Source organism: Pseudomonas sp. NPDC086251 (assembly GCF_044746405.1).
Taxonomy (GTDB): Bacteria; Pseudomonadota; Gammaproteobacteria; order Pseudomonadales; family Pseudomonadaceae; genus Aquipseudomonas.
Genome location: NZ_JBIVBY010000026.1, coordinates 25,418 through 37,705, shown reverse-complemented (window position 1 = coordinate 37,705; position 12,288 = coordinate 25,418). Strand labels below are relative to the sequence as shown.

Below are 12,288 nucleotides of genomic sequence, written 5' to 3'. Positions count from 1 at the left end.
CCGTTACTCCTGTTCGCTGGAGTCGGTCTTCGTGGCGCTTGGCTGGCGAGGCTGGAAGCTGGCCAGCAGGTCTGCCCAGTTCTGGTTCTGCTCACTGCTGAAGTCAGCCTGTGCGGTAGTGGAGAAGATGATTGCGCGGCCCGACTCGACCAGGAATGCCGCCTGACGCTGATAGAACGGGCGTCCGTCCGTCATGTAATACGCATCGATCTGGATGCCTTCAATCGGCGCAGTGCTGGAAAGCTCGACCGCCTTTTTGCCTAGCAAGGTATAGCCACGCAGTTTCGATGCGAGCATTTTTACCTGGCGGTCGACGTAGGCCTTGAGCGCCTCGGCGGGCAGCAGCATGTCCCTGGAGATGGTGATGCTCAACGGTGCAGGAACGCTCGCCCCCAGCACAAACATGTTTACCGTTCGGTCCTGAAAACCCTGCGGCAACGCGATGCTGCCTTCCTGCAATTCATAATCCATGTGATGTAAATTCCTGAAATCGAAAAGTGAGGTATCAGCGGGCCGCGAGGCCTTCAAGCATGCTGTCGAAATCCACCAGCCAAAGACTCAGCGCCGGCTTGGTCGGATCAATCACGCACGAAATATTGAGCCATTGCACTTCGTCACTCCCGGCAACAGGAACAATGGCGCCCACCAGGCGCCCGTGGCGTTCGGCGTGACCGATCTTGAAGTGGAAATCCAGGCACTTGGCGGCATTGCCTGCCACGCTGTATTCGCGCTGACGGATGATGCGTAACTCCGGATAAATCGTGCGAAACATCTGCACGGAGGCGTCGAACAGCTTTTCCAGGTTCTGGCCCTGCGCCATATCACGACGCTTGATCGTCAAGATGATTGGCTCGCCTTCGTGCTCGATAGTCGTCTGGATATCGCGGAAGTTGAAACCCGCAGGGAAAGCCAGATTGAAACCACCGAAATTGAAGCTGCTAGGCGTGCTTTGCAGGGCAACGACGGGCACGGGTTCCGGCTCGAGTTCTCGCTCAACGACCGGCGCGTTTTGCTGTTCAAGGCGCGCGGCTTCCTCCAGCGCAATACGCTTGGCGGAAATACGATCGTAAATACTGGTTCTGGTCATGGGCACAATTCCCTAGTCATTGACCCGAACCTCGGAGCCCGTGATCTGGGTAGTGCCAGTGCTGGTCGTGACGATCGTCTTGCCTTTGATCTCGATGCCATCCGGCGTGAGGGTAATGCTGCTGTCCCCCACCTGAAGAATGATGTGCTGCTTGGCGTTGACCTGAATGAACTGGTTGTCGACCTGAATCGTCAACGAACCTTCCTGGACATTCATCACCGTGTCTTTCTTGATCGTTTCGGTGTGCGTGCCACCGACCGTGATCGTGCGATTGCTGCCAACGCTGTGGATCTCGTCGACCTCGATCTCGGTGTCCATGTTGCGCTCGGCATGCACGATGACCTGCTCGGCCCCCGCCTTGTCTTCAAAGCGGAAAAAGTTCGCCGTACCACCATCGCCCTTCATCGACCGCGTCAAAAACCCGCTCTGCGTCTTGTTCGCCGGCAACGACCACGGTGGCATGTTTTGGCTGTTGTAGAGGCTGCCCATGATCAACGGACGATCAGGGTTGCCGTCGAGGAAGACCACCACGACTTCATCGCCTACACGAGGAATCTGAATGCTGCCGAAACCACCGCTGGCTCCGGACTGGGCGACGCGGACCCAGCAGGAGCTTTTGTCGTTGAACTCGCCGTAGCGGTCCCAGTGGAACTGCACTTTCACGCGGCCCATTTCGTCGGTGTATATTTCTTCGCCGGGCGGGCCGACGATGATGGCGGTTTGTGGGCCGGAAATCGCAGGCTTGACCAGGTCCATCTGTGGACGGAATTTGATCTTTTTCCGCACGCAATAAAATTTATTACCGTAGCCAGCCTGACTTCCCGAGGTGTAATTGTTACTGCCGCGGTGCTCGATGTTCATCACCAGGAACTGCCTGTCATCGGCAGAGCCAGCGTCATGCTCGTAATGCTGCGTCAGCTCAAACGTATTGCCTGGGCGCATAGCGCGACAGTTGCTTGACCCGACAAATGTCTTGCCTTTGAGCTCAAGCGCCTCAATGCGGTTACGTACCAGAAGTTCGCCATCTTCATACGTGCCGTGGGTGTACTGCCCCATGTAATCGAAGATTTCATACGACGGAACATCACCTTGTTGATTGAGGCTGTTCATCGTGACGGGAATCCGATTTCCCGGCTGTCGATAATCGAAGGTTTGCACCGAGATCTTTCCGGCCTGGAACTCCCGAGCGGAACTCCAGTGAGTGATGGAGTCAGAGTTTTCGGTCACTGATGCTGTGTGGAAGCGCACTTGCGGCTGCTCGGGCAGCGGCGTCAGAACGCTGGAGTCGTCCATGATGATGAGCGTGTGGCTGTCGGCCGTGTGCTCGAAGTAGAAGAACAACCCCTCTTGCTCAAGCAGTCGCATGACGAAGTGACTGTCGCTTTCGCGGTACTGAGTGATATAGCTGTGCGGCTTGAGTGTACGGCTGACGCGGAACTCGTATTTCGCGAGACCTTCATAACGACCAAATACCTTCCTGATCACCTGCTCTACGGTTTGATCCTGATAGATTTGAGAGTCATACCGCTGCGCAATCAAGCTCAACCATGAACCCACATAGGCTGAATAGCGCGACATGCCGCCATCACTGCCGTTGTTCCCGAAGCTCAGCACATGGCCGTTGATATAACGGCTACCGCCAGTAGCAAGCTCGATTTCAATCGTCGCGGCCTGGCCGATGGCAGACTTGAGTTTTACGCTCGCGTCAGCGGAAATCAGATCCAGCTGAAATCCGAAATCAGTCGATAAACCTTCACTCCCGGCAAAGGATTCAAGCAACAACTCCTGGCCGCCCTTGAGGGCCATGGTCAGCTTGAACATGCGCCTGTTCTGCGCCATAAACAGTGAGGAAAGATCCATCGCTTCAACTACTCCTTAACCGGTAACACGTCATCAGGCTTGAACGGCCTGCACGTAGTGATCATCGAAAATCAGGCACCCGGCGACTTGCGCCAGGAAGCGACACACTTGAACAATCTGCTCAACCACCAACGACTGCGCGCTTCGCGAATTTCGTCGATTTGCATGAAGGTGTAGGGGATGGGCATGGTTTTTTCTTGGATGCGGAGGGTTCGGAGGCCTCTAATGGAATGGCGCACTTTAATTAAAATCCATATAGAGATTAATGTGAGTATTAACGTACCGGCGACACCGCCAGCGGGTATACCTGCCGATTTAACAAAGACACTAGCCGCTAGCGTCGTCGCGCCAGCTAGCAATAATAAAGGATAAGTAGCGACAGAATTTTTAATTTTTTGCGGCCGAGGCTGAACTTTAATTCCATTATATTCAAAAGGATCAAATGACGCCTTAGTGTACGCTATGGAAAAATATACTAACAACACACAGAAGGCTGGTAGCACGCCTAAAACTACTGCTTCAACGCTTCCGAGGCCCAAACTGTTGACGGCCAAAAGATAAGCCGCACTACCGGCCATTAGAACGAACGAACCTAAAACCGAAACAAAAGCCGACGCCATATAAAAAGTAAATCTCTCACATGCGCAAATCAAGTAAGCAAACCAGCCAAGTTTAAAAATAAAAATGAAAATATAGACCTGCCAAAAAAATGGGGTCTTGGCTAAGCCTAGAATCATGGCGAAAGTCAATAAACTCAGTGATACCCATGCACCCTGCTTAAGACTCTTGAAGTCTAAAATCATTTGACTATCATCTCTTCAGGTAATTTTCGACATCTTTATCATAGCCATTGCTAACCATTATATATTGCGCAAGGAGACCGGCAGCGAAGCCGACAACCAAAACTACAGTTAATGGTGCAGCGGCCGCAAAAGCCGCGCCATAGAAGAGCGTAGCACCAGCGCCACCTAACATGCCCCCGGCTAACGAGGCCAGGTTCGTTGGTTGACTAGCGACAGATCTATTGTAAAAATCTTTAGGTGATGTAGCGTCTGATAAATCAATAGCCATCTGCGGGCCCACTGCCAAAAGCACCCCGACAGGGTTGCCAGTCATAACTTTCAGTTTTCCTGTCGCGCCACCGGCATGTAAATGCGCACGGCTCGCTAGTGACGCACGAGTATCACCTAGCGGGATATGAGCGACTGACTGCCCAACTTCACCAATTATCTTATAGTGTCGCGCTACAGCAGTTACAGGAATCTCGAAAAACAACTGACCTTTCTTGGAGATTATTTTAATACTGCCTTTGAACGTTTTACTAGCTGACTGAGCGCCGGGAGCTCCTCGACTATTGGCCCAAGCATTTAGCTTTGATTTCTGCTCAGCAGTTAGATCTAGAAGATCAGTTACCTTTCTGGCCTTAGCGACGGCCATTGCAGCACCCGCAGCACTGGCAATGGTCCCGGGCAAATTGCCCGCCGAAAACATGAGTGGCCCAATCTCTGGGATTTTTTCGGCGGCCTGTTGCAGAGATTGCAGCGCTTCGACTGACACATTCGCTGCGTACTTGAGTTTTTGCAGCAATTCACGTAGCAACAAAGCAGCGCTTTTGAACTCGTCAGGACTCATTTGCTCGTCGCGTGACGACAACTGATGCACCAAATACACCGCAGCCGTGTAATCATCGGTCGCGTATTCTCCGGCGAATTGCCCAGGCTGCATGTAGAAATCCATTGCGGACTCGCCTGCAAACCCCTGCTGCCCACGCCCTAGTAGGCCCGGCTGCCTGCGCTCACATCGCATGCTGGCCGAAGTGGGAGGTGTCAGAAAGTTACTCATGCGTGCTCCTTCACTGTCTGCCCGCTCAGACTCTGAACCGCGGCATCAATCGACCCAGTCGTGCTCCATAATTCGCACCTACGACGCAGATCGGTATCTTGCAATAGATGGCAATTTGACGGTGTCAGCAGCCTAGTGATGTCCATATTTCTGCATATATCCTTGGATTCGACCGGAATACCACCGCGCTGGAGTGACCAGTCGAGGTATTGGTGAACTACAATCGGGACGCCAAAATTAACGCTTCCAGCGAGACGTTCCTAACGCTTGCATCGCATCGAGCCGCACTACACCCCTAGAATTCTGTAGGGCATAGGCTATAGCCTTCCGCCAATCATTATGCTGGTGGCGGCAGCCGTGCGGCTCACCAGACTGAACCGCTGAGACAACGGACAAATGGGAAAGTGCCATCAGTGTTTCAAAAAAGAGAAACCGGTCACAGTTGCTTGGACGTACACCCAATCGTAAAGAGGAGACACCGCCGAGCCGATGGTGTCAACCTATCGGACGATCAGCTTTAGCATGCGTAGACGCAAATCTGGAATTTTGACACCCAAAGGACCGGGGTGAAACTTGGGGAGAATCATGCGCTAGCGGCACCAACGCCACCATCGGCCAGTCGGAGGAATCAAGCCGTCGCAAGCGTCCGTGTTTTACAAGACGATTAGGTTGGGACGCTTCTTCCCCCAAGGACAGTGATGTGTAAATGGATCTTTTAGCGAATGTGCCCATCTGGGCCGACGTCGAACGCAACCTCGATCAGAAATTCAGCGAACTGAACCAGGGCGTCCACGAGGGCTTGCAGAGCGCTCACGACAACTGGAACGGCTTTACCCGTCGCGTCGGCAATGGGGCGAGCCAAGCCTATGGCTACATAGGCGGCTACCGCATCGATGCGGTGAACCGAGCGTTCGCCCTCTCATACCCGATCATCCAGATGGACCTCAAGCGCAAATGGGCCTCGATCGAAATCGAGCAGATCCTTCCTGTGCTGCTGCAACTGGTCAAAGAAGTGTCGATGATTCTGGGTGGCAGCGTTGCGGTTGGCACTATCGCCGGTGGTGCGGCAGGGGCCTTTGCGTTCGGGATTGGCGCAGCACCGGGAGCTGCCGCCGGGGCCGGTATCGGCCTGCAAGTCGGCAACTTGATTCTTATGGGACTGGGCTTGTCGGCCATCGCTGAGTATTTTTACGACGGCCTCCCCGCCTGCCTCTCCACGTTGCAGGAAGGCTTTGCCACTGCATGGCACGCCGAAGAAGGTGTGAAGCCCGCGGGCCTGGACCCTAGCGGCGGCTCTGCATCGCTGGTCCAGGAACGCACCGAACGCGCAGCGCGACAACTGGCCCGTGGCCAGGAGCAACTGGTGTTGCTGCTACTGACTGCCATTGTCACCTACCTGACACGCGGCCAGGCGAAAGCGGGTGTTGTTGGCGGCATGGAAAGCATCGCGACGAGAAGTGCCAAGCTTCGATCAGAGATTTCGAACAAGCCGTTAGCTGTATAGCTCACGAAAAACGAAAAACTACTTTTGGAGCATCCGGAGCTACAGATCAGAGGGGTCACGTCAGTTGAGAAGCTTGCGCGGGAAAATCAGATGCGCGAGTTTTACGCGAAGCAAGATACTGAATTCGTTTCCGTCGAAAATAAACGAAAGTTGGTGAAGACATTTGAGCCAAAGGGCTTAAGTAACCAGGAAATCCATAATTATCTCCAGAGCGCAGACGGGCAAAAATACATCGCCAAACTCGCACTGGCAGACCCTAATGCATCCTCTGCAAGTCTCTTAGAGAGAGCCTTTAGCCAAGTGGCGTCAGTAAGTACGGTACCCGTAACCACTAGCATAACAACGCCGCTTGTGAAAATCGTACCGGTGGGTGAAAAAGGCATTTCCGACTACTCACCATTTTTCACTACCATGGAAGAATTGCAGGCGGCAGCTAAGTCAGATAAAACGCTAGCAGATGCTCTCGGTTTGCCGGTCATCAGCGAAAATTCCAGATATTCTATTTTTGAAATTAAGCCACTTGCGCCTACTGAGGTTTTCGTTAGCAAGGTCGCGCCAACGGTAGAATTTGGGGGTAGAATCACGAGAACGGGAGAGGCGGCTCAGTATCTAGTGCCTAATCGGCAAGAGTGGTCTGCAGCAAAGCTTATTGGCGAAATCGCAAACTAGGAATTAGCGATGGATATTCTAGCGTTAAAACAGACCGCGATCGAATTGCGAAAACAACTTGAATTGTATAAAGAAAAAGAACCGGCAGCGCTGACCTTGTATGAACAGATGGAATATTTGATAGCCGCAGCTGAGCGTGGTGAAATCAACACCCAAGTTGAAGCAAGGGATATACCAGGCCATCGCATCATGGATGAGTCAAACCTTCGGAAGTATCGGGAGCTTTCGGATGCTTACAGCAATTTTTATGTTGAACTTATCGATGGCCGTGGCTCGGACACGCTTAAAATGATAGAAGAAATCATGAAAAAAGTCAGACAGTAAAATAGCTGGCCTTGCAAAATGATCGGCAATCAGGAAGTGCGTATTCAGGCAGACGGCAGATGAAAGGCGTCAGTGTGAGCAGCGAACTACTGATAGAAAAGACGCTTACGCTACGGGACGCTGTGTCGACTCAAGTCGCAGATGGAAGAACATTTCAGGAAGACATTGGCCACAGCCCGGCACTCGGAGGAAGGAATCAAACCTTCTGGCCTGAAGGGCGGGTAAAAGGAAGGCTTTAAGCTAATCAGCTCAGGTGAATGATGAAACCTTTGACCCCACTCGAATACGTCGACAAAGCCCTTGCCATTACCATCGATCGACGTGATGGCTGCCCACAGTTTCCTGTTTATACATCGATCATAAACCAGCTTATGTACGTTAGGTCGGTATTTGATGGAACCGAACAGGACAAGTCCAGACTGCACGATCTGACACTGGGAGCTATTGGTGCAAAAGAGTTTGAAGACACCGATGCCGAACTGGCAAGGGTGCTGATGGATGTCTACTACATAGCTGAGCAATCGGCAAATGGGCTAAAAATAGTATTACCGAAATGATTGGAGGCGAATCGCCAACCCGGCGCTGGCTTAAGGTGGACTATCACGAACTTTAAAGCGCTTACACCAACTTCCATATTTAAATAATAGGTAGCCGAGATTGGGACGCCCATTAACTTTTCAAAGAAAAATTGAGTAAAACGTGAAGCGAATCGAGTGCTCTCGAATTGACTAGGGAAATCATGACAAATTCAAAGTACATAGACTTGCTGATTGAGTTCAAAGAAACTCCACACAACGAACATTGTAGAAACTTTGATCCAGGTATAAATGCAATAATTCGAATTCTGTCTGAAAACCCTCTTTCTGACAGTAACGAGTGGCGCGAAGCAACATCCATGTATAGAACAATGACAGGAACCAAATCAGGATTCTCTGACGTCTATATTGATAGGGATACCGTTGAGCAACGAGTCGTAGATAACGCACGACTGGACGCAATTCGAAAGGTGTTATGGGATACGTCTGATCGGAGCTGAAATCTTCACGACGACGCCCAAGTTGCCCAGAATGAAAGTATCTTTGAGAGCACACCAAACGGGAGAGAGCCCATGATCGATTTAAGAAGCTCAAACGAAACACTCTCCAAATACACTGAGCGTTACGACCATCTCCTTCCACCTCCATCTCCTGAGCTGCGTCAGCGCATGGATTTCATGTTGCAGCCGGACGCCCCCAAGTTGGCAAACAAGAAGCCTGGCTGGCTGTCTTCCAGACCTTGCACCCTAACTGAAGAACAGGCGCTGGACAGAGCAAAGGGTTGCCTGCTTGGGCTAGCGATCGGCGACGCAGTGGGTACAACGCTGGAGTTTCTGCCCCGTGATCGAGAGCATGTTAATGACATGGTCGGAGGTGGTCCCTTCAAGCTAAAACCGGGAGAGTGGACTGACGATACGAGCATGGCGCTGGCCCTCGCAGACACTTACGTAGCAAACAATAATTTCGATTTCCTCGATTACACACAACGGCTTTGTCGCTGGTATAAAAATGGCGAAAACAGCCATAACGGAAAATGTTTTGACATTGGCAATACCACTCGCACCGCACTGGAAGGACTACTGGCCCATGGTGTTGACTGGTACGGCAACGATCACCCCTCCACAGCTGGCAATGGAACAATCATCAGACTGGCACCCACCGCCATCTTCCGCCGCCACTCTTTGTCCGGCACTTGGCGAGAAAGCTCGGCGCAAAGCCGTTGCACTCACCGGGCTGTAGAGGCGGTAAATTGCTGCGAACTGCTTGGCGCTCAATTGCACCTGGCCCTCAATGGGGCGGACAAAGAAGAAACCTTGTCGCCAATGGTTCGTGCTTTGTATCCCCGCACCTTGATCATCAACGCTGGCGAATACAAACAAAAAAACCGCGATCAAATACGTTCCTCTGGTTACGTCATCGATACGCTGGAAGCAGCTCTGTGGGCAGTCTGGAACACAGACAGTTTCAAGGATGCGATCCTGCTGGCTGCCAATCTGGCGGATGATGCCGACAGCGTGGCAGCTACGGCCGGCCAGATAGCCGGGGCGCTGTACGGGGTGACGGGAATGCCCGAAGAATGGGTCAAAACGATTGCTTGGTCAGAACATATACAACACCTGGCGCAACAGTTATTCGAAAGCGCCCCACTCCATGACGACATGGACGAAGTGATTTATGGGAATCGATGAAGCGACACTGAAAATCAGAATATAAGGTGGACACGTTCGTCCTGAGAACAGCAGCTCTGCTGTCGCGAGAAAAGCCGCCTAGGAAATCGGAATCAAGGATACGATGAAATTCAGTGACGCTTTCACAAGCCGTAAACACATGTTCTCTTTAGGAGTCGAAGAGACTACAGGCCGCTTTTACGTGTCGATTCCAGTGAGCAACGGCATGGTTGGCTACGAGGAATATTACGAAATAGATCGCGCAAGCTTCGAACTTTTTCAAGAAGACATTGATGCCGCAGTGGATTTCGCTATGAAATGCCGTCGCCGAGAACTGGACGAGTTGCTCATTGAGAAGCCTGGAACTAACAGAGGCTCGGCTATTTAATATACAGATAGAAGCGGATATGGATTAATAACGTTGGTTGGACCGCAGAAGGCTTCCCCATGTCAAAACTACTGCATCATTTGAAAGCTCTTTTCAGGCAAAAGACTGGTTTTCTTCTCGCCCCCCACCGAGAAGGTTGTTGATGAAGCCCCCTTGACCGAGTTGGCCAAGGCACCTTCCCTAGTGGAGAGGAATCTGTCCTGGCTACCGATCAATCGTGAAGCGGAGGTATTTGTCCCGCTAATGCCCCCCGCCTGTCCGGACCTGACGCTTGTGGATGCTCTCCTATTGCAGCGCTATCGGGTATTCGTCATAGCGAATGACTCGGCCGGTTTGACATCAGAGACGACGATAAACCGCGATACAGCCAGCCAACTGGCCGCTGACTTGTACAAGCAAGGGGAAAAGCTTGGCTATTGTCGAGGCACTGAATCCTCGTTTGAAATCTATTGGCTCTTGCAATGTGCTGCCATCGTTTCGCTACTGACTCATGGAGCACAATCGGAACAATTCCTTAGCGATAGAAAACACGTTGATTATTATTGGGACGATGACTTGACCAGAGAGCAGGTTCAAATGTTTGATGATTACGTCGCGTCACGCTCAAAACGCTGGAGCTCGGAGGGACCACCTCCTTAAGACTCCAATAACTGCCCTGGATTATCGCTAGAGGTAAAGAGATGACCGAAACGTGGCTTCGTGTTGAAAACGGAACCCTATGGATAGCCGGTCAACCCATTTCCCTGCCTCACCCCGTCAAAGAGGCCCTTCAACACAACAACAGGCTTTTGATTCTGGTAGAGCCCGCGCCCGATGTGATTTTCAATAGAAACGTCTTCGCACTGTCAATGCACGGTGAATTGCTCTGGCAAATCGAAGAAAGCCCCCATGGCACGGAAGTCGACAAGCCCTACATGAACCTCTTCTGCGACAAAAATGCGGTGATTGCCGGTAACTGGAATGGCGTCAGCTACTGGGTCGACTTGCACAATGGCACCGTCAGCGTTGCTGCTTTTGAAAAATAGGACGCCGCTCACTCAATGGCTGACAACCTCAGCGGCTGTCGGCCGTGTGCTCGAAGTAGAAGAACAACCCTTCTTGCTCAAGCAGCCGCATGACGAAGTGACTGTCGCTTTCGCGGTACTGAGTGATATAGCTGTGCGGCTTGAGTGTACGGCTGACGCGGAGCTCGTATTTCGCGAGACCTTCATAACGACCAAATACCTTCCTGATCACCTGCTCTACGGTTTGATCCTGATAGATTTGAGAGTCATACCGCTGCGCAATCAAGCTCAACCATGAACCCATATAGGCTGAATAGCGCGACATGCCGCCATCACTGCCGTTGTTCCCGAAGCTCAGCACATGGCCGTTGATATAACGGCTACCGCCAGTAGCAAGTTCGATTTCAATCGTCGCGGCCTGGCCGATGGCAGACTTGAGTTTTACGCTCGTGTCTTCGGAAATCAGATCCAGCTGAAATCCGAAATCAGTCGATAAACCTTCACTCCCGGCAAAGGATTCAAGCAACAACTCCTGGCCGCCCTTGAGGGCCATGGTCAGCTTGAACATGCGCCTGTTCTACGCCAAAAACAGTGAGGAAAGATCCATCGCTTCAACTACTCCTTAACCGGTAATACGTCATCAGGCTTGAACGGCCTGCAAGTAGTGATCATCGAAAATCAGGCACCCGGCGACTTGCGCCAGGAAGCGACCCACTTGAACAATCTGCTCAACCACCAACGACTGCGCGCTTCGCGAATGTCGTCGATTTGCATGAAGGTGTACGGGGTGGGCATGGTTTTTTCTTGGATGCGGAGGGTGCGCAGGCCTCTGATTATGTGGCGTGCGTAGAATAATATTGTGACGGAAACAGCTAGCATCCCAAACAGGACAACCATACCGGTAGTGAGGAAGCCGGCTGTTTTAGTAAAAATACTTGCCGCCAAGGTGGTTGCGCCAGCCACCAAAAGAGGGCTATATGCGGCCGATGTTTTTTGCTTGTTTTGCGGACGTGGCTGGACCTTGATCCCATCATATTCGAATGGGTGAAATGACGATTTGCCATTTGCCAAGACCAAATATGTTAGCAATGTAACGCTCATTGGAAAAAGCCCTACCATGAGGGCAGCAATACTTGCCTTTCCCCAGAAACTTGCACCAATCATATAGGCTGCCGTACAGGCCATATAGGAAAATGTGCCTACGACCGCAACAAGTATCCAAGTCAAATAAAAAGTAATTCTCTCACATACATAGACAAGATATATAGTACACATGAATGCAAGCAGCGACATAATAAAAAATGCCGGCCAAAAATACTTTAAATTTGAAGGCCCAAATACCATAAAAAAAACCAAGAACCAAAAAAAACCCCAACTAATTCTCTTAATATTCTGGGAATCGATCAT

The 12,288-nt window shown here is 51.5% G+C and carries 14 protein-coding genes and 1 pseudogene; 8 read left to right on the top strand and 7 right to left on the bottom strand.

Going from position 1 to position 12,288, the window contains the following annotated elements; genetic code table 11:
• Window positions 1-3: 3 nt before the first annotated feature.
• The 5 genes from ACIPL2_RS25705 to ACIPL2_RS25685 form a co-directional block, all read right to left on the bottom strand.
• Complete coding sequence (locus tag ACIPL2_RS25705; protein ID WP_401361054.1) at window positions 4-471, bottom strand: DcrB-related protein; 468 nt, start codon at window positions 469-471, stop codon at window positions 4-6.
• Window positions 472-505: 34 nt separating this feature from the next.
• Window positions 506-1,087: a hypothetical protein gene (locus ACIPL2_RS25700; protein ID WP_401361052.1), complete on the bottom strand. Its 582-nt coding sequence runs from the start codon at window positions 1,085-1,087 to the stop codon at window positions 506-508.
• A gap of 12 nt (window positions 1,088-1,099) precedes the next feature.
• Window positions 1,100-2,947, bottom strand: a complete 1,848-nt coding sequence (gene tssI / locus ACIPL2_RS25695) for a type VI secretion system tip protein TssI/VgrG (RefSeq protein WP_401361050.1) — start codon at window positions 2,945-2,947, stop codon at window positions 1,100-1,102.
• Window positions 2,948-3,018: 71 nt separating this feature from the next.
• Window positions 3,019-3,750 (bottom strand): hypothetical protein, encoded by a 732-nt coding sequence (locus ACIPL2_RS25690; protein ID WP_401361048.1) that lies wholly within the window; start codon window positions 3,748-3,750, stop codon window positions 3,019-3,021.
• A 7-nt stretch (window positions 3,751-3,757) separates the two neighbouring features.
• Entirely contained in the window at window positions 3,758-4,684 is a 927-nt protein-coding gene (locus ACIPL2_RS25685; RefSeq protein WP_401361046.1) for a hypothetical protein, read from the bottom strand.
• 811 nt (window positions 4,685-5,495) lie between these two features.
• Between ACIPL2_RS25685 and ACIPL2_RS25680 the strand changes: the two are divergent.
• The 8 genes and pseudogenes from ACIPL2_RS25680 to ACIPL2_RS25645 form a co-directional block, all read left to right on the top strand.
• Window positions 5,496-6,290, top strand: a pseudogene (locus ACIPL2_RS25680) (DUF6861 domain-containing protein); the annotation flags it as partial.
• Window positions 6,291-6,383: 93 nt separating this feature from the next.
• Window positions 6,384-6,962: a hypothetical protein gene (locus tag ACIPL2_RS25675; protein WP_401361044.1), complete on the top strand. Its 579-nt coding sequence runs from the start codon at window positions 6,384-6,386 to the stop codon at window positions 6,960-6,962.
• A 9-nt stretch (window positions 6,963-6,971) separates the two neighbouring features.
• A complete protein-coding gene (locus ACIPL2_RS25670) occupies window positions 6,972-7,286 on the top strand; it encodes a hypothetical protein (RefSeq protein WP_401361042.1) in 315 nt (104 codons plus the stop codon).
• Between the two features lie 260 nt (window positions 7,287-7,546).
• Window positions 7,547-7,843: an immunity protein Tsi6 family protein gene (locus ACIPL2_RS25665; protein ID WP_401361040.1), complete on the top strand. Its 297-nt coding sequence runs from the start codon at window positions 7,547-7,549 to the stop codon at window positions 7,841-7,843.
• A gap of 551 nt (window positions 7,844-8,394) precedes the next feature.
• On the top strand, window positions 8,395-9,510 hold the full coding sequence (gene tri1 / locus ACIPL2_RS25660; protein WP_401361038.1) for an ADP-ribosylarginine hydrolase Tri1: 1,116 nt from the start codon (window positions 8,395-8,397) through the stop codon (window positions 9,508-9,510).
• Between the two features lie 103 nt (window positions 9,511-9,613).
• Window positions 9,614-9,877, top strand: coding sequence for a hypothetical protein (locus tag ACIPL2_RS25655; protein ID WP_401361036.1), 264 nt, complete (start codon window positions 9,614-9,616; stop codon window positions 9,875-9,877).
• Window positions 9,878-10,030: 153 nt separating this feature from the next.
• On the top strand, window positions 10,031-10,516 hold the full coding sequence (locus tag ACIPL2_RS25650; RefSeq protein WP_401361034.1) for a hypothetical protein: 486 nt from the start codon (window positions 10,031-10,033) through the stop codon (window positions 10,514-10,516).
• Between the two features lie 41 nt (window positions 10,517-10,557).
• Complete coding sequence (locus ACIPL2_RS25645; protein ID WP_401361032.1) at window positions 10,558-10,902, top strand: hypothetical protein; 345 nt, start codon at window positions 10,558-10,560, stop codon at window positions 10,900-10,902.
• Window positions 10,903-10,930: 28 nt separating this feature from the next.
• Here the strand turns inward: ACIPL2_RS25645 and ACIPL2_RS25640 are convergent, their stop codons facing one another.
• The gene (locus tag ACIPL2_RS25640; RefSeq protein WP_401361030.1) at window positions 10,931-11,449 is read right to left on the bottom strand and encodes a contractile injection system protein, VgrG/Pvc8 family; all 519 of its coding nucleotides are present in this window, start codon (window positions 11,447-11,449) and stop codon (window positions 10,931-10,933) included.
• A 110-nt stretch (window positions 11,450-11,559) separates the two neighbouring features.
• On the bottom strand, window positions 11,560-12,288 hold the full coding sequence (locus ACIPL2_RS25635; protein ID WP_401361028.1) for a hypothetical protein: 729 nt from the start codon (window positions 12,286-12,288) through the stop codon (window positions 11,560-11,562).